This is a genomic window from Labrys sp. Lb11, from assembly GCF_057554225.1.
Map to the genome: position 1 here is coordinate 474,632 of NZ_BAAJOT010000001.1, position 25,118 is coordinate 499,749.

General features: G+C 69.4%; 19 protein-coding genes and 1 tRNA gene. 6 read left to right on the forward strand and 14 right to left on the reverse strand.

Translation table 11 applies throughout. The annotated features are described in order from the left end of the window. Positions 1-123: 123 nt before the first annotated feature. A complete protein-coding gene (locus AC27L4_RS02265; protein WP_487140327.1) occupies positions 124-1,110 on the forward strand; it encodes a hydroxyacid dehydrogenase in 987 nt (328 codons plus the stop codon). Further along, complete coding sequence (locus AC27L4_RS02270; RefSeq protein WP_487140328.1) at positions 1,107-2,372, forward strand: Zn-dependent hydrolase; 1,266 nt, start codon at positions 1,107-1,109, stop codon at positions 2,370-2,372. The genes AC27L4_RS02265 and AC27L4_RS02270 overlap by 4 nt, the downstream gene beginning before the upstream one ends. 5 nt (positions 2,373-2,377) lie before the next feature. Here the strand turns inward: AC27L4_RS02270 and AC27L4_RS02275 are convergent, their stop codons facing one another. Further along, complete coding sequence (locus tag AC27L4_RS02275; RefSeq protein ID WP_487140329.1) at positions 2,378-3,064, reverse strand: fumarylacetoacetate hydrolase family protein; 687 nt, start codon at positions 3,062-3,064, stop codon at positions 2,378-2,380. A 189-nt stretch (positions 3,065-3,253) separates the two neighbouring features. On the opposite strand from AC27L4_RS02275, the gene AC27L4_RS02280 reads away from it, so the two are divergent. After that, positions 3,254-3,697, forward strand: coding sequence for a hypothetical protein (locus AC27L4_RS02280; RefSeq protein ID WP_487140330.1), 444 nt, complete (start codon positions 3,254-3,256; stop codon positions 3,695-3,697). A gap of 142 nt (positions 3,698-3,839) precedes the next feature. On the opposite strand, the gene AC27L4_RS02285 is transcribed toward AC27L4_RS02280, so the two are convergent. From AC27L4_RS02285 to AC27L4_RS02295, 3 genes are all read right to left on the reverse strand, one after another. Further along, a tRNA-His gene (locus AC27L4_RS02285) sits at positions 3,840-3,916 on the reverse strand. A gap of 208 nt (positions 3,917-4,124) precedes the next feature. Next, complete coding sequence (locus AC27L4_RS02290; protein WP_487140331.1) at positions 4,125-4,580, reverse strand: phasin; 456 nt, start codon at positions 4,578-4,580, stop codon at positions 4,125-4,127. A gap of 336 nt (positions 4,581-4,916) precedes the next feature. Further along, complete coding sequence (locus tag AC27L4_RS02295; protein ID WP_487140332.1) at positions 4,917-5,294, reverse strand: phasin; 378 nt, start codon at positions 5,292-5,294, stop codon at positions 4,917-4,919. A 283-nt stretch (positions 5,295-5,577) separates the two neighbouring features. Between AC27L4_RS02295 and AC27L4_RS02300 the strand changes: the two genes are divergently transcribed. Then, positions 5,578-9,204 carry a PAS domain-containing protein gene (locus tag AC27L4_RS02300; RefSeq protein WP_487140333.1) on the forward strand — a complete coding sequence of 1,209 codons (3,627 nt, stop codon included), beginning with the start codon at positions 5,578-5,580 and terminating at the stop codon, positions 9,202-9,204. A 75-nt stretch (positions 9,205-9,279) separates the two neighbouring features. Here the strand turns inward: AC27L4_RS02300 and aceB are convergent, their stop codons facing one another. Further along, positions 9,280-10,875, reverse strand: a complete 1,596-nt coding sequence (aceB, locus tag AC27L4_RS02305; protein ID WP_487140334.1) for a malate synthase A — start codon at positions 10,873-10,875, stop codon at positions 9,280-9,282. A gap of 376 nt (positions 10,876-11,251) precedes the next feature. Beyond that, positions 11,252-11,509, reverse strand: coding sequence for a hypothetical protein (locus AC27L4_RS02310; RefSeq protein ID WP_487140335.1), 258 nt, complete (start codon positions 11,507-11,509; stop codon positions 11,252-11,254). Positions 11,510-11,773: 264 nt separating this feature from the next. Here AC27L4_RS02310 and AC27L4_RS02315 point away from each other — a divergent pair, with 264 nt between their 5' ends. Next, positions 11,774-12,682: a bifunctional 5,10-methylenetetrahydrofolate dehydrogenase/5,10-methenyltetrahydrofolate cyclohydrolase gene (locus AC27L4_RS02315; RefSeq protein WP_487140336.1), complete on the forward strand. Its 909-nt coding sequence runs from the start codon at positions 11,774-11,776 to the stop codon at positions 12,680-12,682. A 378-nt stretch (positions 12,683-13,060) separates the two neighbouring features. Continuing rightward, the gene (locus tag AC27L4_RS02320) at positions 13,061-15,019 is read left to right on the forward strand and encodes a calcium-binding protein (protein ID WP_487140337.1); all 1,959 of its coding nucleotides are present in this window, start codon (positions 13,061-13,063) and stop codon (positions 15,017-15,019) included. 56 nt (positions 15,020-15,075) lie between these two features. Here AC27L4_RS02320 and glcF read toward each other — a convergent pair whose 3' ends face one another. The 8 genes from glcF to AC27L4_RS02360 form a co-directional block, all read right to left on the reverse strand. Continuing rightward, positions 15,076-16,386, reverse strand: coding sequence for a glycolate oxidase subunit GlcF (gene glcF / locus AC27L4_RS02325; protein WP_487140338.1), 1,311 nt, complete (start codon positions 16,384-16,386; stop codon positions 15,076-15,078). A gap of 2 nt (positions 16,387-16,388) precedes the next feature. Continuing rightward, a complete protein-coding gene (gene glcE, locus AC27L4_RS02330) occupies positions 16,389-17,570 on the reverse strand; it encodes a glycolate oxidase subunit GlcE (protein ID WP_487140339.1) in 1,182 nt (393 codons plus the stop codon). Further along, entirely contained in the window at positions 17,567-19,045 is a 1,479-nt protein-coding gene (locus AC27L4_RS02335; protein WP_487140340.1) for an FAD-linked oxidase C-terminal domain-containing protein, read from the reverse strand. The genes glcE and AC27L4_RS02335 overlap by 4 nt, the downstream gene beginning before the upstream one ends. A 116-nt stretch (positions 19,046-19,161) precedes the next feature. After that, on the reverse strand, positions 19,162-19,725 hold the full coding sequence (locus AC27L4_RS02340; RefSeq protein WP_487140341.1) for a DUF4276 family protein: 564 nt from the start codon (positions 19,723-19,725) through the stop codon (positions 19,162-19,164). Further along, the gene (locus tag AC27L4_RS02345; RefSeq protein ID WP_487140342.1) at positions 19,722-20,909 is read right to left on the reverse strand and encodes an AAA family ATPase; all 1,188 of its coding nucleotides are present in this window, start codon (positions 20,907-20,909) and stop codon (positions 19,722-19,724) included. Before AC27L4_RS02345 ends, AC27L4_RS02340 begins: the two co-directional genes overlap by 4 nt. A 115-nt stretch (positions 20,910-21,024) precedes the next feature. After that, positions 21,025-21,741: a type 1 glutamine amidotransferase gene (locus AC27L4_RS02350; protein ID WP_487140343.1), complete on the reverse strand. Its 717-nt coding sequence runs from the start codon at positions 21,739-21,741 to the stop codon at positions 21,025-21,027. 75 nt (positions 21,742-21,816) lie between these two features. Then, a complete protein-coding gene (locus AC27L4_RS02355) occupies positions 21,817-22,944 on the reverse strand; it encodes an HPP family protein (RefSeq protein ID WP_487140344.1) in 1,128 nt (375 codons plus the stop codon). 157 nt (positions 22,945-23,101) lie between these two features. Beyond that, positions 23,102-25,066, reverse strand: coding sequence for an acetoacetate--CoA ligase (locus AC27L4_RS02360; RefSeq protein WP_487140345.1), 1,965 nt, complete (start codon positions 25,064-25,066; stop codon positions 23,102-23,104). Positions 25,067-25,118: the final 52 nt, after the last annotated feature.

Consider the following 25,118-nt stretch of genomic DNA (forward strand, 5'->3'; position numbering starts at 1 on the left):
CCCGGCCTTGCATCGGCCGCGTGCGCTCGCAACCTGTGATAGATCGCCGATGCCTCGCCATTGCGGCGACCAATGGCATACCATATGGATGCAATGGGTCGACCATTCCTGCCCGAGGCGTTCATGACCGACTGTCTGATCGTTCAGCCCATCCATCCGGCGGGCGCCGCCGTCCTGGAGCGGGCGGGCATTCGCGCGGTTCCGGCCTCTTCCGACGACCCGGCGGCGGTCCTGCGCGAGATCGGCGGTGCGGCGGCGGTGATCACGCGCAACGCCGGATTGTCGGCGGCGGCGATCGCGGCGGCTCCGCTGTTGCGGGTTATCGCGGTGCATGGGGTCGGGACCGACCCGGTGGCTGTCGACGCGGCGACGGCGCGCGGCATCGTCGTGGTCAACACGCCCGGGAGCAACGCCCGTTCGGTCGCCGAGCACGCTGTCGGCCTGGCCTTCGCGCTCGCCAAGTCGACGCTGGCCGCCGATGCGGCGGTCCGTGCCGGCGACACCGGCTTCAAGTACCGGGCCAGGTTGACCGAGCTCGCCGGCGCGGTGTTCGGCGTGGTCGGCTTCGGCGTCATCGGCCGGGAGACGGCAAGGCTGGCCCGGGCGCTCGGCATGCATGTCGTGGCCTGGACGCGCTCGGCTGCCGACGAGGATCTCGCCGCCGCCGGAGCGGAGCGGCTCGCCAGCCTGGAGACATTGCTCGCCGAGAGCGACGTCGTCTCGCTGCACCTGCCGCTGACGGCCGCAACCCGCGGCCTGATCGGCGCGCGCGAACTGGCGCTGATGAAGCCGGAGGCGCTGCTGATCAACACCGGGCGTGGCGCGCTGGTCGACGAGGCAGCCCTGGTCGCGGCGCTGCGGGCCGGCCGCATCGGCGGAGCCGGGCTCGACGTCTTCGCGCAGGAGCCGCTGTCGATCCGGTCGCCCCTGGCCGGCCTCGCCAATGTGGTGCTGAGCCCGCACCTCGCCGGCTCCAGCCGGCAGGCGCTGGAGCACACCGCCCGCCTCGCCGCCGAGCAGGTCGTCACCGTGCTGGCCGGCGGCATGCCGCCGCACCTGGTCAATCCGGGTGTCCGGCCAATCACATTCTCCCGCGAGGACGTTCCATGACGGACGGGATCCGTATCGACATCGGTCACGCCGAGCGTCTGTTCGAAGAATTGCGCGCCCGCACCGCCGACCCGCCGGGCGTCACCCGGGCCGCCTTCGGCGAGGGCGAGGAGATCGGCCATGCCATCGCCCGCCGGGTCGCCGGCGAGCTCGGCCTCGACAGCGCCGTCGACGCCGCCGGCAACCTCTATCTCACCCTTGCCGGCCGTGACCCGGCGCTGCCGGGCTGGATCGTCGGCTCCCATATCGATTCGGTGCCGCATGGCGGCAATTTCGACGGAGCGGCCGGCGTGTTCGCCGGGCTCTGCGCCGTCGCAGCCCTGCGTGGGGCCGGCGTCCGGCCGCTGCGCTCGATCACCGTGATGGTGACCCGCGCCGAGGAGAGCAACTGGTTCCCGGTGTCCTATCTCGGCAGCCGCGCCGCCTTCGGCCAGTTACCGGCCGAGGCCCTCGATGTCAGGCGCTCCGACACCGGCTGGCCGCTGCGCGAGCACATGGCTGCGCTCGGGCTGCGGCCCGAGGCGGTCGCCGCCGGCGAGGCCTATCTGGTGCCAGATCGCATCCACGGCTTCATCGAGCTGCACATCGAGCAGGGGCCGGTGCTGGAGGCCGTGGACGTGCCGCTCGGCCTCGTCACCGCGATCGCCGGCAGCTTCCGCTATCGCACGGCGCGCTGCCTGGGCAGCTACGGCCATTCCGGCGCCGTGCCGCGCGGGCATCGGCACGACGCGGTGGTGGCGCTGGCCGATCTCGTCGTCGCCCTCGATGCGTTCTGGGGCGGCCTGCAGGACGAGGGGGAGGCGGCCACCATCACCTTCGGTGAGGTCGCCACCGATCCCCGGCTCCACGCTTTCAGCAAGGTGCCGGGGGAAGTGACGTTCTGCCTCGACGTGCGCAGCATCTCGACCGCCTGCCTCGACCGCATCCATGAGCGGTTGCTGGCCGTCGTGCGCAGCATCGAGGCCAGCCGGGGCGTCCGTTTCGAGCTCGGTCCACGCACCGGCAGCACCCCGGCCCGGCTCGATCCGGGCCTGCGCGCCAGCCTGGCTGCCGTCGCCGCCGATTCGGGCCTGCGCCATGTCGAGATGGTGAGCGGTGCCGGGCACGACACCGCCGTCTTCGCCAATGCCGGCGTGCCTTCGGCGCTGGTCTTCCTGCGCAACCAGAACGGCAGCCACAATCCGGACGAGGCGATGCGGATCGCCGACTTCGCCGCCGGCGTCGAGCTGCTCGCCCGGCGGCTGGCCCGCGACGACGCCTGAGCGCGTCAGGTGAGGCGGGTCGAGACCGACCCGACTCCCTCGACCGAACCTTCCAGGCTGTCGCCGCGCTCGACCGCGGCCACCCCTTCCGGCGTGCCGGTGAAGATCAGGTCGCCGGGGGCGAGGCGCACCAGCCGCGACAGCGCGGCGACCGTCTCCGGCACGCTCCAGATCAGGTGCGAGAGGTCGGAAGCCTGGCGCGTCGCACCGTTGACCCGAAGCTCGATCCGGCCGGCCGCGGGGTGGCCGATCCGGCTGCTGGGCGCGATCGCGCCGATCGGGGCGGAATGGTCGAAGCCCTTGGCCATGTCCCAGGGCCGGCCTGCCTTCTTGGCTTCGGCCTGCAGATCGCGGCGGGTGAGGTCGAGGCCGACGGCATAGCCCCAGACGTGGTCGAGCGCCGAAGCCGCCTCGATGTCGGCTCCACCGGCGCCGATCGCGGCAACCAGCTCGATCTCGTGGTGCAGATCCTGCGTCAGGCTGGGATAGGGGGTGTCGGCTCCATTCGTGACCAGGGCGTCGGCCGGCTTGGTGAAGAAAAACGGCGCCTCGCGCGTCGGGTCATGGCCCATCTCGCGGGCATGCGCGGCATAGTTGCGGCCGACGCAAAAAATGCGCCGCACCGGGAACAGGCCGCCGCCGAGCACGGGGACGGCAGGAATGGCTGGCGGCGGGATCACATAGTCTGTCACGGCGGAAGCTCTTGAGGTCGGGATCGGCGGCGGCCCGGAGCGGGAACGGCGCGGGGACGATGCGAAGCTATCGGCGCGAGCCGAAGCCGGCAAGCGCTGCCCGCTGCGCCCAGATATATGCGCCACAAGGCGGGAGCTTGCACGAGCCCGATCCCTCGATGCACACTTGTCGCTCCGGGGGGAGTGGGGATGCGACGGCTTGCCGGTCTGATCGTGGTGCTGGGCCTCGGCGCCTGCGCGCCCGGTGCACGCGTGCCGATCATCGATGTCGATTCGATCGGGGTTCCGAAGATCGCCGTGTTCGAGCGTATGCCGCCCGGGGCCGAGATCCTGGGCCGCGAGCGGGCGACCTCCTGCAAGAACAAGCTGTGGTCACCGGCCTCCAGCCGGGAGAACGCGCTGGCCCAGCTAAAGGTCCGGGCCGACCGGCTGGGCGGCAACGCCCTGTTCGACGTGAGCTATTGGGAAGGGGGAACCAGCCTCGTCACGAACTGCTGGTCGACCGTCACCGCCTACGGTGTCGTGCTGCGCGTCCGGTCGGAGGCTTCGCAAAGCTCCGACGGGTCTGTCCGGGGCGTGACGCCGTCGCCGCAAAAGCAACCCGGCGCGACGTATCCGTCACGATCGAATTAAAAATCCGACCGCCTCGACGAAATCGCATGCGATCTCGGCAGGGAGCGCGACGGTCACGGGCCGACGTCTGGTGAATGTTCATTTCCGCGCCGACCATAGCGGCGTGTGTGGCCTGACCAAGAGCCCCGTTATCGGGCGGGAATGGTACAGTTGGGTGGACTCGAACCACCGACCTTCGGAGCCACAATCCGACGCTCTAACCAACTGAGCTACAACTGCATCCGCGGCAGGGTCTTTACGCGGATCGGTCCGGCATTTCAAGAGCGATGCCGCCGCTATATGCAGTCTGTCCGCCGCGACAGGCTGCCGGGTGTGGACAATGGGGCGGCCGGAAACCGGGCCGCCTGTTGCTTGCCCGGCATCACGGCCGTCCAGACGCGCCGAGGGCCCGGAACATCGTCCGGGCCCCCCATGCGTGAAGTCCGGATCAGCCCGGGAACTTCAGGGTCTTCTCGATTTGGGCCTTGACCGGGGCAACGGCCTCGGTGGTGACCTTCTGGGCCAGCTCGCCGAACTCCTTGGCCTGGGCGGTGACGGCCTCGGCCTGCCTGCGCAGGAACGCAGTGTTGAGCTCGATCACGTCCGACAGGGTCTTGACGCTGAGGAGCGACACGGCGTGGTCGAACGAGGCGTTGGTGTTGGCGCGGGCGGTCTCGATCGCCTTCAGGCCGAGGGCGGAAACGCCCTTCGAGGTGTTGGAATAGGCGCCTTCGAGCAGGTCGGAGGTCTCGTCGGCAGCGACCTTGAACTTGGCGTAGGCATCCTTGGCCTGCGCAACGCCTTTCTCGGCGAAGTCGCGCACGGCGGCAGGAACTTCAAGCTTGGTGACGCTGTCGAAAGCAGCTTCGGCGGCGGTTTCGGTCTTGGTCTTCGGCTGGGCCATCGTCGTTTCCCTGGGGTCTAGGCGGCATGCATCATGGGTCGGTTCGCCGCCTGGGCACTCAAACCGACTCCAGCCAGGGATATGAAAGCCTCCGCTATGGACGGCTTCGCTCGCCCGGCAAAATCATGAGGCTTTCGGCTGGAATGCCCGGGACGGAACTTTGTTCCGGTCCGCACAAGCCACTCGACGCATTCGGGACAATGCCGCGCCGCCGCCTCGACTTCGATGGCAGCCATATAGTCGATCTTGTTGTGCAATGCAACATCATATTGCACTGCACAATCTGTCGCACCCTAGGGGAAGCTCGGGCCGGGCCGGCGCCGCGCCGGCGGGCGGCTATCTCTCGGGATGGACCACGTTCGCCGCCAGCTTCGACGCGGCCGTGCCGATATCCTTGGCCTGTTCGCCGAAGCTCTCGAGCTGCCGGCGGATGAACTCGCTCTGCAGATGGAGGATCTCCTCCGCATTGCGGGCATTGACCAGGCGGGACGCGAAATCGAGGGCGGCCGAGACGTTCTGCTCGGCATAGCCCATCGCCTTGCGGCCGATGTCTTCGGCGCCGGACTGCACGGTGTGAGCCGACTCCTCCAGCGTGTCCGCGGCCCGATGCGCCGCGCTCATGAAGCCGTCGAAAGCCTTGCGGGCCTGGTCGACGCTCCTTTCCGCAAAGTCGCGCATTTCGGTGGGAATCTCATACGAGGGCTTGGCGACCATGCCGTGTTCTCCGCATTGTCCGTGCTGCGGGATCCTGGATGCTGCATCGAGCGGGCGCCGAAATCCTGCAAAGTCGAAGGTCCTGACGGCAAGATCGAGCCCGGAACCGGAGATCCGACCATGCCCTGCCGTCATCCGTATCATAATCCATGCACCGCATCTTAACCATGCCCGACGCAGGTTTGGTTAACAGGCCTGTCTCGCATTTACCGTTTCGTTTTCCATCTATATTCATACTTTGTTAGGGATGTGGGCACGCATCGCGACCCCGCGGGATGATGCAATGACGGATGCGACGCTGTTTTCCGCCTTCGCGGGCGATCGCCGGCTCGGAGGCCTCGCGGCCGATCCGCGTCCGGCCTTCGTATGGGGCGTCGACGGAAAGCTGCTCTGGGCCAATGCCGCGGGCGCCGGCGCGCTCGGCGTCACGCTGGCCGATCTCGCCGCGGGCCGCACCGCGGCCGGCGCCGCCGCGCTGGCGCCGGGCATCGCCCGGATCGCGCGCGCCCTGTCCGGGCCGGCGGCCGTCCGGATCGAAAAGCTGCGCTTTCCCGGCCTGGGGCGCCTGGAGGCTCTGGCCTGTTTCTGCCGGCTGTTCGACACGCCCGAGGGCGCCCTGCTGATGACCGCCCAGCAGGTGCCGCGCTGGGCTCGGCGCGCCGTGGCCACGGTGCCTGCCGCGCCGCCGGCCCTGCCGGAGATGCCGCCGGCGCCGGTCGCGACCTGGCGCTGGGTCGGGGACGAGGAGTTCGTCACCGTGCACCCCGCCGCGATCGTGACGCCCCCCGAGCCGGAGCCCGTGACGGCTGGGATTGCCGCATCTGCCGCGAATTCCGGTGGCGTGCCCGCCGGCGAGACGTCGCCGCCGGCCTTGGATGCCCATCCGGCGGACGGCGCATCCGCGGCCGTTCCGCAGCCGAGTGCGGAGCCTGTATCGCCGCTGGCGGAGGAGCAGGGCCCGCCGGCGCGAGACGGCGATGCGGCGCCCGTCGGCGAGACGTCGCCGGCCACCCCGGGCGTTCCGCCCGCCGAGGCCGCGCCTGCCATACCGCAGGCCCGCACCGGGCCAGTCCGTTTCGTGTTCCGGACTGAGTCCGACGGCCGCCTTGCCGCGGTGTCGCCCGAGCTCGCCGCCGCGATCGGCGAGGCCGGGGCGCGCTGGCCCGGCCGGACCTTCGCGGAGATCGCGACCGAGGCCGGCCTGGACGCCGACAATGCGGTCTCGCGCGCCATGGCCGGCCGGGAGACCTGGAGCGGCCTGTCCTTCGACTGGCCCGACCCGGAGGCCGGCGTGGCAACTCCGATCGAGCTGAGCGCGCTGCCGATCTTCGACCGCAGCCGGGCCTTCCAGGGGTTTCGCGGCTTCGGCATCTGCCGCATGCCGCGACCCCTGCCGCAGGCCCTGCCGGGCGAGCCCGGCAGCGGGCCCGCCGCCGCGGCCGGCGATGAGGATGACGTGCCGCGCCGCGCCGACACCGAGTCCGGCGATGCGGCCGATGCAGCCGTCCTCCCGGCCGCACCACAGGAGGACGGGGGCAGGGGGCACCGGTTGGTCGAGGCCTGGCGTGGCCCGCAGGCGGGCGACCCCGGCGCCGCCGAACGGCGGCTCGTGCCCGCCAACGACGTGGTCGAGGCAAGGCCGCCGGCGGATGCCGCGCCGGCCAGCCCGGTGATTCCGCTCGCCGCGGCTCGCGAAGCGCGCGGCGCCACCGCCGACTCCAACATCGTACGGCTGCATCAGGCCCGGCCGGCCGCGTCGGAGCGGCCATCGCTGTCGCCCTCCGAGCGCAATGCCTTCCGCGAGATCGCCCGGGCGCTGGGCGCGCGCGTCGAAGGCGACGACGAGCCGTCGAAGCCGTCCGCGGTGCCGGGCGGCGGTCCCGGCCAGGCTGCGGCAGATGCCCCGGCTGCGCTCTCGGGGCCGGTGCGGCCCGCGGACGCTCCGTCGGTCCCGCCGACGACGGCGCCCTCGGCCGGTGCGCCGGCCCCCGTGTCTGCCCAGGACCATTCGGCCGTTCCGGCCGCCACGCCCCTCGACGACCTGCCGTCCGCGGCTGGTCCGGCCGGGCCGCAGCAGGATTCGCCGGCTTCGCCGCCCGTCGGGCCGGAGCCTGACGGTGCCGCCACGCCGGTCGCTCCGCTTTTCGATGGGCCGCCACCGCCGGAGCATCCGGCCGCGGCGCCGCAGCAGGAGGCGCCCGTCACGCCGCCTCCCGGTCCGCAAGCCGCGCCTTCCGCCCCGACGCCGGCCCATGCCGCCGGCGAGGCGGACGAGCGGCTCTGGGCCGCGGACGCGGATCTGGCGGCGCCGGCGGGAGAGGGGCCGCTCAAGGCCGTGCGCCGTCACCTCGTCGCCGAGCAGGAGCCCCTGCCGGAGCAGCCGGCGCCGGAGACGGACCAATCACCCGAATCCGTGCCCTTGGGCCTGGTCGATCGCCTGCCGATCGGCATCCTGGTGGCACGGGGCGAAACGCTGCTCTTCGCCAACCGTACCCTGCTTGACCTGACCGGCCACGACGATCTCGAGGCTATGCGGGCGTCCGGCGGGCTCGAGCAATTGTTCGCCGGCCCCGGACCGGTCGACGGGCCCGAAGAGGATATGAGCGGCGGCGTGCTGCTGCGGCGGGCGGACGGCGAGACCGTCGCGGTCGACGGCCGGGTTCAGACCACGCCCTGGAACGGGGAGAACGCCCTGCTCATCTCGATCCGGCGGCGCGCGCCGGCCCCCGCCGAGCGTTCCGTCCCGGTCCAGGCCGCCGTGGCCTCGCTCGATGAAGCCCGGCAGGCCGCGCTGGCCGAACGCCGCGCCGACGAGTTGCAGGCCGTGCTCGACACCGCCACCGACGGCGTCATCATCCTCAATGCCGACGGCGTCATCATCGGCGTCAACCGCAGCGCCGAGGCCCTGTTCGGCTACGAGATCGAGGAGATCGCCGGCAAGAGCCTGGCGCTGCTGCTGGCGCCGGACAGCCACCGCGCCGCCTTCGACTATCTCGACAGCCTGCGCCAGAACGGCGTGGCCAGCGTCCTCAACGACGGGCGCGAGGTGACGGGGCGGGTGCGCCAGGGCGGGCTGGTACCGCTCTACATGACGCTCGGCCGGCTGGGCGAAGCGGACGGCAACCGCTTCTGCGCCGTGCTGCGCGACATGACCAGCTTCAAGAAGACCGAGGCAGAGCTGCTGGATGCCCGGCGCCGCGCCGAGGATGCCTCCTCGCACAAGTCGGACTTCCTCGCCCGCATCTCCCATGAGATCCGGACGCCGCTCAACGCCATCGTCGGCTTTGCCGAGCTAATGATGGAGGAGCGCTTCGGCCCGCTCGGCAATGACCGCTACCGCGCCTATGCCCGCGACATCCACGCCTCGGGCAGCCATGTCATCAGCCTGGTCGACGACCTGCTCGACCTCTCGAAGATCGAGGCCGGCCGGCTGGAACTGACCTTCGCCAGCGTCGACCTCAACGAGATCCTGCAGCAGGCCGTGGCGATCATGCAGCCCCAGGCCAATGGCGGGCGGATCATCATCCGCACCGCCCTGGCGCCGGGCCTGCCCAACATCGTCGCCGACAGCCGGAGCCTGCGCCAGATCGCCCTCAATCTCCTGTCGAACTCCGTGAAGTTCACGCCGCCTGCCGGGCAGATCATCGTCTCGACCACGCTGTCGGAACGGGGCGAGGCGGTGCTGCGCGTGCGCGACACCGGCGAAGGCATGACCGACAAGGAGCTGGCGATCGCGCTGGAGCCGTTCCGGCAGGTGGCCACGGCCAGCGTGCGCGGCACCGGCCTCGGCCTGCCGCTGACCAAGGCGCTGGTCGAAGCCAACCGGGCCACCTTCGCCATTCAATCCGCCAAGAACGCCGGCACGATCGTCGAAGTGGTGTTCCCGCCGATGCGGGTCCTGGCAGAGTAGGGCGGGCTTCAAAACGAAGACAGGTCCGGCCATGGCGTCGGCCGGACCTGCGGGGAGGGAGGCCGTCCGGTCGGATCAGGCGATCAGCTTGTAGGCCGGCAGGGTCAGGAACTCCTCGAATTCCGGCGCCAGCGACAGGCGTTTGAACAGGGCCACCGCTTCGGGGAAGCGGCCGCCGGCGAATGCCGCCTCGCCGACCTCGCGCTTCACCCGCTCCATCTCCTCGGCGAACACCGTCTCGAACCAGGCCGGCGTCACGGTGATGCCGCCTTCCAGCGTCACGCCGTATTTGACGAACTGCCAGATCTGGGCCCGCGAGATCTCGGCGGTGGCCGCGTCCTCCATCAGGTTGTAGATCGGCACGGCGCCGCGCCCGCGCAGCCAGGCCTCGAGATAGAGCACGCCGACGCGGATATTGTCGCGCACGCCCTGTTCGGTGCGGGTGCCGCGATGCACCTGCAGCAGGTCGGCCCGGCTGATCGAAACGTCGGGCCTGAGCTTGTCGAGCTGGTTGGGCTGCGGCATCAGCCGGTCGAACACCTCCATCGCCACCGGCACCAGGTCGGGATGGGCGACCCAGGTGCCGTCATGGCCATCGCTGGCTTCCCGCTCCTTGTCGGCCCGGACCTTGGCGAAGGCGGCGGCATTGGCGGCCGGGTCGTTCTTCACCGGGATCTGCGCCGCCATGCCGCCCATGGCGAAGGCGCCGCGCCGGTGGCAGGTCTGGATCAGGAGGAGGCTGTAGGCGCGCAGGAAGGCTTCGCCCATGATCACCTGGCTGCGATCCGGCAGCACATAGGCCGGGTTCTTGGCCAGCTTCTTGATGAAGGAGAAGATGTAGTCCCAGCGCCCGCAATTCAGGCCGGCGATATGGTCGCGCAGCTCGTAGAGGATCTCGTGCATCTCGAAGGCGGCCGGCAGGGTCTCGATCAGCACCGTCGCCTTGAACGTGCCGCGCGGCAGGCCGAGTGCCTCCTGGGCCGCGACGAAGACGTCGTTCCACAGCCGGGCTTCCAGATGGCTTTCCAGCTTGGGCAGGTAGAAATAGGGCGCCGTGCCCTGGGCGATCTGCGCCTTGGCATTGTGGAAGGCGTAGAGCCCGAAGTCGAACAGCGAGCCCGACATCACCTCGCCGTCGACGGTGACATGCACCTCCTCCAGGTGCCAGCCGCGCGGCCGCACCATCAGCACGGCCGGATTGTCCTTGAGCTTGTAGGCCTTGCCCGAGACCGCGTCGGTGAAGTCGAGCTTGCCGGTCCAGCGGTCCTTCAGGTTGATCTGGCCTTCGATGCAATTGGCCCAGGTCGGCGAATTGGCGTCCTCGAAGTCGGTCATGAAGACCTTGGCGCCCGAGTTCAGGGCGTTGACGACCATCTTGCGGTCGGTCGGGCCGGTGATCTCGACGCGGCGATCGGCGAGGTCGGCCGGAAGCGGCGCGATCTTCCAGTCGCCGTCCCGCACCGCCTTGGTCTCGGCCAGGAAGCCCGGCACCTCGCCGGCGTCGAAGCGCTTCTGCCGCTCGGCCCGCTCCGCCAGCAGGGCCTTGCGGCGGCCGTTGAAGCTGCGCTGCAGCCCGGCCACGAAGGCGAGCGCCTCGGGCGTGAGGATCTCGTCATGGCGCGCACCGGTCGCGCCGGTGATCACGACGCCGTGCGACGGGCTGGCGGTCATGGCTGGTCTCCAAAAACAGCTGAAGGTCCGTCGCGGACGCCCTCGGAACGGCTCGTCGGGGCTGCGCCGTCCGGCCGGTCGCCGGTCCTGCCAATATGCCTGTCATTGGCGGCAACCGACTCCAGCCGGAGCGACGAACCCCCGTCCGATCCTCGTCCGCGAACGTCCTGGACAGACTCGAAGGGGCACCGCCGCAGGGGCGGCCAAACGGCGGCGAACCTATAGCGCACGGCTGTGCAGTGTAAAGCGCAAAGCCGTCCCACAAAGGTCGTGGCGACGGCCTGGGCGCGGCCTTGATCGAAGCCCGGACGGGATGCGCCCACAACGACGAAGCCCCGCCACGGGCGGGGCTTCGGGAGGGAAAGGGGGATAAGGATCAGCGGCAGACGCGGACGCGGACGTAGCGATAGTAGCCGTAATCGTCGTAGACGCGCTGCTTCTTGTAGAAGCAGGTCGGCTGGTAATAGGTGTAGCTCGGGCTGTAGCTGTAGGAGCGCTGGTAGCTGTAGCCGCCGCCATAGCCGTAGCCGCCGCCGTAACCGTAGCCGCCGGCTTGGGCGGAGGAGGTGGAGAGGAGGGCCGCGCCGGCGAGGGTGGCGGCGATGAGGGTAGCAGGCACGAACTTGCGGATCATGGGTCTGTTCCTTCGGTTTTGATCGCCGCGCCCTTGCGCTTGATCGATGAAGCCAGCATAGCCGCGCCCCGGTCCGACGCCGTGCGCGTTGACACAGGGCAATCGATCCCCGGCAAGCGGCGGACTTTGCCGTTCCGGCAAGACTGTGCTGCGGCAAAGCGACTTCGCGACGGATCGGATGAACGGTTCGATTGCCTGCACGGTCGACGTCTGGCATTTTCCCAGTGTGAATATTTTTATCCTATCGCTGTGCCGGATGTAGCCATGGCTCAACACCACCCTCACGACTTGCGCGGCAAGCCGATCGCCGACACCATCATCGCCGAGGTCCGTCGCGAGGCGGAGGCGCTGGCCGCCGCCGGCTGGCAGCCGCGGCTGATGTCGATCAGCATCGGCGACGTGGCGGCGGTCGCCGTCTATATCCGCAACCAGAAGCGCCAGGCCGAGAGCGCCGGCATCGCCTTCGAGGAGCGCAACTTCCCCGCCGCCATCACCCAGGCCGAGCTCGAGGTGGCGATCCGGGCGATGAACGCCGATCCGCGCGTCACCGGCATCATCATCCAGCGGCCCGCCCCGGCCCACATCTCGCTGAAGGCGCTGCAGGGGGCGGTGCACCCGATGAAGGACGTCGAGGGCATGCACCCCGCCTCGATCGGCAATATCGTCTACAACCAGCTCGACCTTGCCCCCTGCACGGCGGCGGCCTCGGTCGAGCTCCTGAAGGCGACGGGGCTGAAGCTGCAGGGGCTGGAGGTGGTGGTGGTCGGCCACTCCGAGATCGTCGGCAAGCCGATCGCCTTCCTCCTGATGAGCGAGGGCGCGACCGTGACGGTCTGTCACCATATGACCCGCTCGGTGGCGATCCACGCCCGGCGGGCCGACGCGCTGTTCGTCGCCGTCGGCCGGCCCCGGTTGATCACCGCCGAGATGGTGAAGCCGGGCGCCGCCGTCATCGACATCGGCATCAACGCCGTCAAGGATGCCGAAGGGCACGAGATGCTGGTCGGCGACGTCGACTACGAGTCGGTGCGCGACGTCGCCTCCTGGATCACGCCGGTGCCCGGCGGCGTCGGCCCGGTGACGGTGGCGATCCTGCTGCGCAACACCCTGACGGCGCTGAAGCGGCAGCGGGCGCTCTACGAGGCGGCCTATCGCGAGGATGTCGGACGATAATATGCGGGCAAGCGCATCGCTTCCTGCAGCAAGACCCTGCGGGACATGGCGCAAATGTCAGGGAGCCTGCAGGATGGGGTGTTCCCGCCCTGTCTTGCGGGCGTGACATTTTCGGGCGATAACCGATTCGCTCAGATGTACGTGGGCCTCCCGGGCGAGGCAGTTCATCCGGCCTGAGCATTGATGCGCGGTGACGGTCGCCGACGGACAGTCATGTCCGTAGCCGGAAGCTGTCGCCGCGCGTAAACCAGCCATGCTCTTTCCCGTGACGGCCGGCGCCATCGCTCCGGCCCGATCGTTCCGGGCACTGCCGTCGCGCGGGCGCTGCGATGGACAGTCCCTCCGGAAGGGGCGTCGGCATCTCAAGGGATAGAGCACATGCCTACCTACACGGGAAATGACAGCGCCAACACCATCGTCGGCTCCCAGACCGGCGACACCATACGCGGCAATGGCGGGGCCGACACCCTGAGCGGCGGCGACGGCGACGACTATATCTACGGCGGCTACGGCAACTCGACGGTCGACGCCAGCAACGACATCCTCAACGGCGGCGACGGCAATGACGTCCTCTACGGCGAGGATGGCGACGACACGCTGAAAGGCGAGGACGGAGAGGACACGCTCTACGGCGGGGCCGGCAACGACAATCTCAGCGGCGGCGCCGGCAGCGACAGGCTCTACAGCGGCGACGGCGTCGACATCCTGGACGGCGGCACCGGCGACGACTTCATCTATGCCGGCCTCGGCAAGAAGACCATCAAGGGCGGCACCGGCTTCGACACCCTCGACTTCGACCGCACCGCCAGCACCGTCGGCCACACCTTCACCCTGAACGGCGCCAGCAACGACGGCACGACCTCCAGCAGCATCGAGCGGCTGATCTACCGGGGCGGCAGCGGTACCGACATCATCACCGCCGGCGCCGGCGACGACCAGATCTACGGCAATGACGGCAACGACACGCTGAAGGGCGGCGCAGGCTCGGATCGCCTCGAGGGCGGCGCCGGCACCGACAAGCTCTACGGCGGCGAAAGCACCGATTCCCTCTATGGCGGCGTCGGCGCCGACACGCTCTACGGCGACGAAGGCGACGACTATCTCTATGGCGGCTTCGGCAATTCGACCGTCGAGAGCAGCAACGACAAGCTCTATGGCGGCGACGGCAACGACACGCTTTACGGCGAGGAGGGCAACGACACCCTCGACGGTGGCAGCGGCAACGACACGCTCTACGGCGAGAGCGGCAACGACACGCTGATCGGCGGCGCCGGCGCCGACTACCTCTACACCGATATCGGCACCGACGTGGCCAATGCCGGCACCGGCGACGACCGCATCTATGCCGGCCTCGGCAAGAAGACGATCGACGGCGGCGACGGCTATGACCGGCTCGATATCGACCGCAGCGCCAGCGGCGTGGCGCAGGTGTTCACCCTGAACGGCGCCGCCGGCAACGACGGCAGCACCGCGGTGGGCATCGAGGAGATGGTCTACAGGGCCGGCGCCGGCGCCGACACGATCACCGGTGGCGCCGGCGCCGATACCATCTACGGCAATATCGGCGCCGACAAGCTCTCCGGCGGCGAAGGCAACGACTATCTCTACGGCGAGACCGGCATCGACAAGCTCGATGGCGGCGAGGGATCCGACGTCCTCTACGGCGGTACCGAGGCCGACACGCTCATCGGCGGCGAGGGCAACGACTACCTCTATGGCGGCTTCGGCAATTCGACTGTCGAGGCCAGCAACGACATACTGAACGGCGGCGCCGGCAATGACGTCCTCTACGGCGAGGAGGGCAACGACACCCTCGACGGCGGCAGCGGCAACGACTCGCTCTATGGCGAATCCGGAGCCGACAAGCTGACCGGCGGCGGCGGCAACGACTACATGTCTGGTGGAACGGAGAACGACACCCTCAAGGGCGGCAGCGGCGACGACAACCTGCAGGGCGACGAGGGCAACGACTTCCTCTATGGCGGCCTCGGCAACGATACGCTGGCGGGCGGCGCCGGCGCGGACCGCTTCTATTTCGACAGCGCGCTCGATGCCGACGCCAACGTCGACACGATCAACGGCTTCGTCGCCGCGGACGACCAGATCTATCTCAGCAAGGCGGTGTTCACGGCCCTGGCCGCCGGCGCGCTCAGCGCGTCGGCCTTCGCCGCCAACACCACGGGCGCGGCCGGCGACGCCACCGACCGCATCATCTACGAGACCGACACCGGCAAGCTGTTCTACGATCGGGACGGCACGGGGGCGGCCGCGGCGGTCCAGATCGCGGTGTTGAGCGGAGCCCCGTCGCTGTCTGCCGCGGACTTCGTCATCTACTGACGCCATCGTCCCGGCCGGCGCTCAGGCGCCGGCCGGGCGGCCATCCGGAGCGCCGGTCAGCCGGGCGTCCGCCCCAGCCCGGCCGGCTTCGGGCCGCCGGTGGCCCAGTCGAGCACTTCCACGGTGTGGACGATCGGGATGGCCGTACCCTGAGCGATCTGGGTGATGCAGCCGATATTGCCCGTGGCGATGAAATCGGGACGCGTCTTCTCGATGTTGGCCACCTTCCGCGTCCTGAGCTGGCCGGACAGCTCCGGCTGCAGCATGTTGTAGGTGCCGGCCGAGCCGCAGCACAGATGCCCCTCGGGCGGGTCCTTGACCACGAAGCCCATGCGCTTGAGCAGGGCCTTGGGCTCGGAGACGATCTTCTGGCCGTGCTGCATCGAGCAGGCGGAGTGATAGGCGATCGTGCCTTCCATCTCCTGCACGGGCGTCAGCTTCAGCGTCGTCAGATATTCCGAGACGTCCTTGGCCAGGGCGGCGACGTCAGCGGCCTTCCGGGCATAGGCCTTGTCCTCGCGCAGCATGAAGCCGTAGTCCTTGATCGTCGTGCCGCAGCCCGAGGTGGTGATCAGGATGGCGTCGAGCCCGCCGCGCTCGATCTCGGCGGTCCAGGCGTCGATGTTGCGCCGCGCCTGGTCCAGCGCCTGGTGCTCACGGCCCATATGGTGCACCAGCGCGCCGCAGCAGCCCTCGCCGGAGGCCAGCACCACCTCGATGCCGTGCCGCGTGAGCAGCCGGATCGCCGCCTCGTTGATGTTCGGCGCCAGCACCGGCTGGGCGCAGCCGCTGAGCAGCGCCACGCGTCCCTTGCGGGGCCCCTGCGCCTCGAACGTCCCGGGCCGGGCCGACGCCGGTTCCGGCGGCAGCGATGTCGGCGCCAGGGTCAGCATGGCGGCCAGCCTGTCGCCCTGGGGCAGGCGCCGCAGCAGCGGCAGGAACGGCTTGCCGAGCCGGGCCAGGCCCAGGGCCAGGCGGAACAGCCGGCGGTTCGGCAGCACCGTCGCCAGCACGCCGCGCAGCAGCCGTTCGGCGAGCGGGCGCCGGTAGGTGTCCTCGATATGGGCGCGGGCGTGGTCGACCAGATGCATATAGTTGACGCCCGACGGGCAGGTCGTCATGCAGGACAGACATGACAGGCAGCGGTCGATGTGCTTGACCACCTCGCTCGTCGCCGGCTTGCCGCCCTCGAGCATGTCCTTGATCAGGTAGATGCGCCCGCGCGGCGAATCCAGCTCGTCGCCGAGCAGGGCATAGGTCGGGCAGGTGGCGGTGCAGAAGCCGCAATGCACGCAGGTGCGCAGGATCTTCTCCGATTCGCGCACCTTCGGGTCGAGCAGCTGCTCCGGCGAAAAATCGGTCTGCATGCTCAGTCGCCCATCCTGCCCGGATTGAGAATGTTCGCCGGGTCGAAGCTCGCCTTGATGCGCGCCGTCAGGGCCGCGAGCGGCCCGGCGGGCGGCGTGAACGGCGCCACGGCTTGGCGCAGGGCGTCGCTGCCGCGGATCAGCGTGGCATGGCCGCCATGCGCGGCGGCGGCGGCGCGAATCGTGGCAGCGGCTTCGGCCGACTGCGGTGCGGCGATCCAGACGAGGCCGCCGCCCCAATCGTAGAACAAGGCGACGTCTCCCGTCGTCCGCGCCGCCTGCGCCACGGCCGGAGCCTTCGAGGGCGCGACGCTGACGCGCCAGAGGGCGCGGGACATGTCCGACAGCGGCCGGACATCGCGGACATCGCGCCAGAAAGCCGTCGAGGCGGTTTCGTCCAGCATGTCGGCGGCGCCATGGCGCTTGAGCTCCCGGGCCAGGCGCCCGGCCCGATAGCTCACCGAGGCAGCGAAGTTCTCCAGCCGCAGCACCGTGCGCGCAGGCTCGCCGTCCCGCTCCGGCAGGTGCGCAGCCGCCGAGACCTCGTAGGGACTGCCCAGGGCGGCCGACATCAGCGCCACGCCGTCCGTGTCGGCGAGTCCGCGCCAGACCAGGCTCGCGGAGGCCTCGGCCTTGGGCAGCAGCTTGAACACCGCCTCGGTGATGATGCCGAGCGTGCCCCAGGAGCCGGCCATCAGCTTGACCAGGTCGTAGCCGGTGACGTTCTTCATCACCCGGCCGCCATTCTTGATCACCTCGCCGCGGCCATTGACGAAGCGCACGCCGATCAGCGCGTCGCGGCAGGCGCCGGCGGTGATGCGGCGCGGCCCGGAGAGGTTGGCCGCCACCAGCCCGCCGACGGTCGGCTGGGCGTTGCCGGTGCCGAGCAGGCCGCGCCAGTCCGCCGGCTCGAACGGCAGCATCTGGCCGTTGGCGTCGAGCACGGCCATGAGCTCGGTCAGGGGCGTGCCGGCCCGGGCGGCGATGACCAGCTCCGCCGGCTCGTACAGGGTGACCCCGCTCAGGCGGCCGGTCTCGACCTCGGCCGCAGCGCGCACCGGGCCGCCCACGGCGCGCTTGGAGCCACCGCCGCGGATCTCCAGCGGGCTTGCCGCCGCGCGGGCTTCGGCGACGATCTGCGACAGCTCCGCCTCGTCGGCGGGGTAATGCACCGTGCCGGTCATGCCGCCGCCGCGATGCTGGCGGTGGGCCGCAGGTCGAGCGGGAACACCTTGGAGGGGTTGAGCAGCCAGTGCGGATCGAAGGCGAGCTTGAGCCGGATCTGCTGGTCGAGGTCGGCCGCGTCGAATTGCTCGCGCATCAGGTCGCGCTTCTCGATGCCGACGCCGTGCTCGCCGGTGAGGCAGCCGCCCGCCTCGACGCACAGGCGCAGGATGTCGAAGCCGCAGGCCTCGGCCTTCTCGCGCTCGCCGGCATCGTTGACGTTGTAGAGCACCAGCGGGTGCAGGTTGCCGTCGCCGGCGTGGAAGACGTTGGCGACGCGCAGCCCGTAGCCCCGGGTGATCTCGTCCATCCGGGTCAGCACCCGCGGCAGCTGGCCGGTGGGGATGGTGCCGTCCATGCAGATATAATCGGCGATGCGGCCGGTGGCGCCGAAGGCCGACTTGCGGCCCTTCCAGATGGCGGCGCTCTCGGCTTCCGAGGTCGAGACCTTGATGGTCCGGGCGCCGGTCCCGCGGGCGATGGCGCCGATCCGCTCGAGCAGGCGGTCGATCTCCTCGTCCGAGCCCTCCACCTCGATGATCAGCATGGCCGCGGCGTCGAGGGGGTAGCCGGCATGGGCGAAGCCCTCGGTGATCTCGATGGCGAGCTTGTCCATGTATTCGATCGCCACCGGGATGATGCCCGAGCCGATGATCTCGGCGACGCAGCGACCGGCGTCCTCCGGCGAGGCGAACCCGACCAGCATCGGCCGCGCGCCTTCGGCGGCGCGCAGGATGCGCACGGTCGCCTCGGTGACGATGCCGAACTGGCCCTCCGAGCCGATGACGACGCCGAGCAGGTCCAGCCCCTCGGCATCCAGGGCGTCGCTGCCGATGTCGAGGATGTCGCCCTCGAGCGTCACCAGCCGCACGCCGAGGATGTTGTTGGTGGTGACGCCGTATTTCAGGCAATGGGCGCCGCCGGAGTTCATGGCGATGTTGCCGGCGATGGTGCAGGCGAGCTGGCTGGACGGATCGGGGGCATAGAAGAAGCCCTCATGGGCCACCGCGCCGGAAATGCCGAGATTGGTGATGCCCGCCTGGACGCGGGCGATCCGGTCCTCGAAGCGCAGCTCCAGCACCCGGTTCATCTTGGCGAGGCCGACCACGACGGCGTCGGCCTGGGGCAGCGCCCCGCCGGCCAGCGAGGTGCCGGCGCCGCGCGGGATCACCGGCACCCGCTCGGCGTTGAGGAATTTCAGCACGGCCGCCACCTGCTCGGTGGTCTCCGGCAGCACCACCGCCAGCGGCAGCTCGCGATAGGCGGTGAAGGCGTCCGTCTCGTAGGCGCGGCGCTCGTCCTCGCTGACGATCACCTGCTCGCCGGGCAGCAGCGCCGCGAGGCCGTCGACGATGCGCTGGCGCTTGCCGAGGATCGCGGGATCCGGCGCCGGCATCGGGATGCCTGTCGTGTTGGGCGGATGGCCATCGGTCATGGCTGCCTCCGGGGTTGTGCTTGTGCTACTTCTTCCACGAAGCAAGGCTGCGTCGCAAATCCGGAAGACGGGGCGGGGCGACCGCCGGTCGTCGCTCCGCTCCCGGCCGGCCGTTTCTATCCGGTGGCGCACAATCGCCGCAGGCATGACACGATGTTTGCGAAGCTGCGCGACCGGGGATTGTCGAGGTCGAGATGGGGGGCGATTGCCCGGGATCCTCCGATCTTCTGATAGGCCCCGCCGGTCAGCTTCCGCAACTCCTCCGAAGGGGAAACAAGCCTGTCGGGTTCCCGGAATTTCGCGGTGTGCTGACGTCTTGCGAGGGCCGCCATGCCGAGGCCTCGTTCGACGGCGGCAAGGTCGGCAAGATAGATCGTCTCGAGTTCGCGGCAGAAGATACGGATGGTCGCAGTCGGCTGCCCGGCCTCGACGCAGAGCTCACGCAGGCGCTGCTTCAACGCAACGCAGTCGGGATGTGCATCCTGGTCGCGGACAACGATGAAACGAGCACCGGGGACCTGGTAGTTTCGGATCTTGCGGACGAGTTGGCGTTCCAGGTCCTGCTTGCCCTCGAACGGGATATAGCGCACGGGCGGCGGGTTGGCCGCGATCCGCGGCAACAGCCCTTGGAGCATGACCTGCGCGGAAACCTCCTCCAGCAGAAAGACGAGCTGGGTCAAAGCGGATCCGCCCCTTCGAAGAAGCCCTGCTTCCACAAGGCTCCCATCTGGTCACCGTCCGCCATGTAGGCTCTGATCTGCGGGTCGTCGGCAGCACGACGAACCTCGGTGTAGCCACTGCGCTTCACCAGCCAGAAGACTTCCTCCAGCCGGCAAGCGTTCAGGAAATCCGGGGAATGAGTCGAGACGAGAACCTGACCGCCGCGTTGGGCGTAGAGCCTGAATTCCTCTGCGAGTTCGGTCATCAGCCGTGGATAGAGCTGATTCTCCGGCTCCTCGACGCACAGGAGCGGGTGAGGATTGGGGTCGTACAACAACACCAGATAGGCGAACATCTTGATCGTGCCGTCCGAGACGTATCGATCGAGAAACGGGGTTGCGAAGGAGCCGTCACGGAATCTCAGGACGAGATAACCGTCCTCGGTCAGAACCGGCTCGACCCCGCTGATGCCGGGAACGCGGCTCGACATCGCCTTCAGGATGGCGTCGAACGTGTCACGATGCTGCTCGTACAGATATTGCGCGACGCGAGGCAGATTCTCGCCAGATCGGGAGAGGTGCTCGGCCTCACCGATCGCTTCCTTGCGTCCTCGCGCATCCGAAATGTGAAAGTCGGAGACGTGCCAGGCTTCGATCAGGCGTCGGAAAGCGTTGGCGGCCTTGAAACGCTCGAACTGTCCCAGACCTTTGATCGCCAGGATGTCGGGAGAACTGAGTTTTGCAAATTCGCGATCCAGCTCCTCGTCAGGCCGGTTGAAGTCTTCCTCGTTCGTGATCGCATAGCCCTCTCCCTTCCTGAAATCGAGAAAGTAGTAGGGGGCACCGTACCGTCCGCGTTTGTAGCGTAGTGCTTCTCGAATGACGAGAGGTCTGCCGCCGACCTCGCCGATCTCCAAAGTATAGGTGACGAGTCGATCGGTATTCGCAATCGACATTCGATATTGAATCTCAATCAGGATGTTGCCTTTCGAGCCGCGACTGAGGACTTCCCCGAACCGCCCTCGGTCGGCAAGTGCTTGGCGCACATTGCCTTGAAGGCAATCCCGCAGAAATCCGAACACGTCGAACAAAGTGCTCTTGCCGGTTCCATTGGCCCCGACGACAACCATGAAAGGCGGGATGTCCCTGAGATGGACATCCCGGAATGCCCTGAAATTCTTGAGCTTTAAGGATTCGATCCTCATCGCGCATTCCTTGTCGGCGCCCCCTGGGAGCGGCTGAGCCGGGCCGGATGGGAGGATTGGCGGAAGGAGGGAATTCCTCGCTTGGCATCCTCCGCCGACCGAGAGAAACGATCAATCACCCCCGCGCCACCCGCGCAAAATTGTTCCAGATGATGCGGGCGTTTGCCGCGAACCCGGCCGCATGCGTCGCCATGTCGGCCTGCAGCCGCTCCATGGCGCCGGGGCCGTTGGTGTCCTCCAGCGCACGGCGATAGTCGGGCACGCAGGCCCAGTCCTCCACCACGGCGCTCTCCGCCTCGACATGATATTGCATGCCCCAGGCCCGCTCGCCCACGCGCATCGCCTGCACCCGGCACAGCGGCGAGGCGGCGAGCACCACGGCGCCTTCCGGCGGCTGAGCGACGCGCACCGAATGCCATTGCAGCGCCGACGAGCGCGCGGGCAGGCCGGCGAACAGCGGGTCGTGCCGGCCCTCGGCCGTCAGATCGATGTCGAACACGCCGACCTCCGGCGGTCGCTGCGGGCCGCAGGTGCCGCCGAGGGCGTCGGCCAGCAACTGGTGGCCGAGGCAGACGCCGAGGAAGGGGCGGTCGAGCTCGCGCACCCAGCGGCGGATGGCGCGCTTCTCCTCGACCAGCCAGGGATGCTCGTCCACATCCCAGACATCCATCGCCCCGCCCATGACCCAGAGCGCGTCATAGGGCTCAAGCGGCGGGATGACGCCGCCTTCGTCGAGCTCGATGGCGTCCCAGGCCACGCCGTCGGCGGCCATGAACCGGCGGAACACGCCCGGATGCTCCGAGGCGAGGTGCTGGAAAACGAGAATGCGCATGATCGGAGTTCCGGCGACGTCCGGTCGACTATGCAGGATTCTCGGCACTTGCCCAGCCCGATCCGAGCCGGGCGGTCAGGTGACGGCCAGCGCCGCCTCGTGCAGGGCGGGCGTGCGGGCGATCGCCGTGAGGAGGTCGGTCTGGGTGACCAGGCCGAGGATGCGGCGATCGGCGTCGACGATCACGACCGCATGCGTCCGCCCGTCGGTCAGCGGGACGATGAGATTGAAGGCGGGCGTGTCGACGCCCGCGACCGCGGCCTCGGCCATCACCTCCGAGACGAATTCCGCCGGGCGGGCGACCTCGCGCAAGCCGACGGTGCCGAGCAGGTGGCCGGCCTCGTCCACCACCGGCAGGGTGCGTACGCCGTGGCCGAGCAGCAGGGCCTGGGCTGCGTCGAGATCGGCATCCGGGCCGGTGGAGATCACGTCGCGCGACATGATGTCGGCCGCGGTGAGATCGCCGTGAGCGCGCATCAAGGCCCGCAATTCGACCTGCCGCAGCAGCCGGTCGAGGTCGTCCCGGTCGATGTCGAAGGCCTCGCCGAGGTCGATCAGGGCCGCATCCACATCCTCGGCCCGGAAGCCGGCGCGTGTCTGCGGCGGCGGATCGAGCGTGCCGTGGGTGTTGGCCGGTGCCGGCGCCGGCACATGCGGATAGGCGCGGCGGCCGGCCTTGTGGAACAGCCAGCCCAGCATGACCAGCACCGCCGAGTTCAGGGCTACGGGCGCCAGAGCGAAGCCGAAGCCGGCCGCGGCGACGGCGGGGCCGCCGACGATCGCGGTCAGCGCCGCGGCGCCGCCCGGCGGGTGCAGGCAGCGCGTCAGCGACATGGTGGCGATGGCCAGCGCCACGGCGAGGCCGCTCGCCAGCATCGGGTCGGCGACCAGCTTGCCGACGCCGATGCCGACCAGCGCCGAGATGGTGTTACCGCCGAGGATGGGCCAGGGCTGCGCCAGCGGGCTGGAGGGCACGGCGAACAGCAGCACGGCCGAGGCGCCCATCGGCGCCACGATCAACGGCAGATGCGCGCCGCTGCCGACGGCCAGGCCGCAGATCAGGCCGGTCAGGCAGATGGCGACGAGGGCGCCGGCGCAGGCGATCATCCGGTCGCGCAGCGTCGCTCCGGCCAGGATGGGCACGAACAGCTTCAGGCGGCGATGGAGCGGCGGCCGGTCCGGCCGGGTCGGCAATGTCGGCATGGAGGTTCGGAAGGAGCGGTGGAGCCGGCTGCGAGGGCAGGTCGGCGCGACGGCGGACTATATCGCGGCGCCATGCCATGGCAACGACCGGCGGTCACGCCGCCCGGCCGCGCCGGGCGGCAGATGGTCGCGTCCGCCGGGCCGCGGCGGGCCCGGCTCAGCTCCGCAACTCCGGCAGATCCCGGTAGAGCTCCAGAGCCTCCGGATTGGCCAGGGCTTCCTTGTTCTTGACGGTCCGGCCGGCCACCACGTCGCGGACGGCGAGTTCGGTGATCTTGCCCGATTTGGTGCGGGGGATGTCGGCGACCTGCAGGATCCTGGCCGGCACATGCCGGGGCGAGGCGCCGGTCCGGACCTGCGCCTTGATCCGCGCCGCCAGGCCCTCGTCCAACCTCACGCCCTCGCGCAGGCGCACGAACAGCACGATGCGCACGTCATTGTCGAAATCCTGGCCGATCGCCAGGCTCTCCAGCACTTCGGGGATCTTCTCCACCTGGGCGTAGAGCTCGGCCGTACCGATGCGCACGCCGCCCGGGTTGAGCGTCGCGTCGGAGCGGCCATGGATGATCAGTCCGCCATGCGCGGTCCACTCGGCGAAGTCGCCATGGTGCCAGACATTGTCGAAGCGCTCGAAATAGGCGGCGTGATACTTCCTGTCGTCCGGGTCGTTCCAGAACTGGACCGGCATGGACGGGAAGGGCCGGGTGCAGACCAGCTCGCCCTTCTCCTGGCGCACCGGCTTGCCGTCGTCGTTCCAGACGTCGACCGCCATGCCGAGGCCCGCCGCCTGGATCTCGCCGCGCCAGACCGGACCGGTCGGGTTGCCCAGCACGAAGCAGGAGACGATGTCCGTGCCGCCGGAGATGGAGGCCAGATGCAGGTCGGTCTTGACGCTTTCATAGACCCAGGCGAACCCGTCCGGCGAGAGCGGCGAGCCGGTGGAGGTCATCAGGCGCAGCGCGGCGAGGTCGTGGGTCTGCCGCGGCACCAGCCCGGCCTTGTGCGCGGCGTCGATATACTTGGCCGACGTGCCGAACAGGCTCGCCTTCTCCCGCGCGACGAGGTCGAACAGCACCGTCGGCTCGGGATGGAAGGGCGAGCCGTCGAACAGGATCAGCGTCGCCTCCGAGGCCAGGCCCGAGGCGAGCCAGTTCCACATCATCCAGCCGCAGGTGGTGAAGTAGAAGATCGCATCGCCCGGCCGCACGTCCGACTGCAGCCTATGCTCCTTGAGATGCTGCAGCAGCGTGCCGCCGGCCCCGTGCACGATGCATTTGGGCACGCCGGTGGTGCCGGAGGAATAGAGGATGTAGAGCGGGTGGTCGAAGGGCAGGCGCTCGAAGGTCGGTGCCGCCGCGACGAACGGGGCGAGGAAGGCCTCCAGGGTGACACCGTTCGGCAGGCTGGCCGCCACCATGTCCGCCTCGCCGAGATAGGGCACGACAATGGTCTTGACTGTCGATGTCAGCTGCGGCGCGATCGCCTTGAGCTTGTCGCCGATGGCGATGCGCTTGCCGGCATACCAGTAGCCGTCGATGGCGAAGAACAGCTTGGGTTCGATCTGCCCGAAGCGGTCCAGCACGCCGCGCTCGCCGAAATCGGGCGAGCAGGAGGAGAAGATGGCGCCGATCGAGGCGGCGGCGAGCATGATGGCGATGGTCTCGGGACGGTTCGGCATCATCGCGGCGATGCGGTCGCCGGTGCCGACGCCGGCCGCCCGCATCGCCTGCTGCAGGCGCGAGACCAGGTCGGAAAGCTCGCGCCAGCTCAGGCGCATCGCGGCCTTGTCCTCGCCCTGGAACACGATGGCCGTGTCCTCGCCGCTGCGGCGCAGCAGGTTCTCGGCGAAGTTCAGTCTGGCGTCCGGGAAGAAACGCCCCCCCGGCATCCGGTCGAGGTCGATAGCCCGCCGTTCACCCTTTTCACCGACGACGCCGCAGAAATCCCACACCAGATCCCAGAAGGCGGCGGGATCGGCGATCGACCAGGCGTGCAGCGCGGCATAGTCCGGGAGCCCCAGGCCATGGCGCCGCTCGGCTTCCTGGCGAAAGGCGGTCACTTGCGCCGCCGCCACCCGTTCAGGGGAGGGGGACCACAGGGGCGTCTCGATCGGCTCGGGCATGGCGGGCTCGAATGGGGTGGCAAGTGGCCAGTCTTATGGGCAAGTCCGCGCC

Excerpts from the sequence above, each read along its gene's own strand:
- AC27L4_RS02265 (WP_487140327.1), top strand. The coding sequence starts at position 124 with ATGACCGACTGTCTGATCGTTCAGCCCATCCATCCGGCGGGCGCCGCC.
- AC27L4_RS02270 (WP_487140328.1), top strand. The coding sequence starts at position 1,107 with ATGACGGACGGGATCCGTATCGACATCGGTCACGCCGAGCGTCTGTTC.
- AC27L4_RS02280 (WP_487140330.1), top strand. The coding sequence starts at position 3,254 with ATGCGACGGCTTGCCGGTCTGATCGTGGTGCTGGGCCTCGGCGCCTGC.
- AC27L4_RS02290 (WP_487140331.1), bottom strand. The coding sequence starts at position 4,580 with ATGGCCCAGCCGAAGACCAAGACCGAAACCGCCGCCGAAGCTGCTTTC.
- AC27L4_RS02295 (WP_487140332.1), bottom strand. The coding sequence starts at position 5,294 with ATGGTCGCCAAGCCCTCGTATGAGATTCCCACCGAAATGCGCGACTTT.
- AC27L4_RS02300 (WP_487140333.1), top strand. The coding sequence starts at position 5,578 with ATGACGGATGCGACGCTGTTTTCCGCCTTCGCGGGCGATCGCCGGCTC.
- aceB (WP_487140334.1), bottom strand. The coding sequence starts at position 10,875 with ATGACCGCCAGCCCGTCGCACGGCGTCGTGATCACCGGCGCGACCGGT.
- AC27L4_RS02310 (WP_487140335.1), bottom strand. The coding sequence starts at position 11,509 with ATGATCCGCAAGTTCGTGCCTGCTACCCTCATCGCCGCCACCCTCGCC.
- AC27L4_RS02315 (WP_487140336.1), top strand. The coding sequence starts at position 11,774 with ATGGCTCAACACCACCCTCACGACTTGCGCGGCAAGCCGATCGCCGAC.
- AC27L4_RS02320 (WP_487140337.1), top strand. The coding sequence starts at position 13,061 with ATGCCTACCTACACGGGAAATGACAGCGCCAACACCATCGTCGGCTCC.
- glcF (WP_487140338.1), bottom strand. The coding sequence starts at position 16,386 with ATGCAGACCGATTTTTCGCCGGAGCAGCTGCTCGACCCGAAGGTGCGC.
- glcE (WP_487140339.1), bottom strand. The coding sequence starts at position 17,570 with ATGACCGGCACGGTGCATTACCCCGCCGACGAGGCGGAGCTGTCGCAG.
- AC27L4_RS02335 (WP_487140340.1), bottom strand. The coding sequence starts at position 19,045 with ATGACCGATGGCCATCCGCCCAACACGACAGGCATCCCGATGCCGGCG.
- AC27L4_RS02345 (WP_487140342.1), bottom strand. The coding sequence starts at position 20,909 with ATGAGGATCGAATCCTTAAAGCTCAAGAATTTCAGGGCATTCCGGGAT.
- AC27L4_RS02350 (WP_487140343.1), bottom strand. The coding sequence starts at position 21,741 with ATGCGCATTCTCGTTTTCCAGCACCTCGCCTCGGAGCATCCGGGCGTG.
- AC27L4_RS02355 (WP_487140344.1), bottom strand. The coding sequence starts at position 22,944 with ATGCCGACATTGCCGACCCGGCCGGACCGGCCGCCGCTCCATCGCCGC.
- AC27L4_RS02360 (WP_487140345.1), bottom strand. The coding sequence starts at position 25,066 with ATGCCCGAGCCGATCGAGACGCCCCTGTGGTCCCCCTCCCCTGAACGG.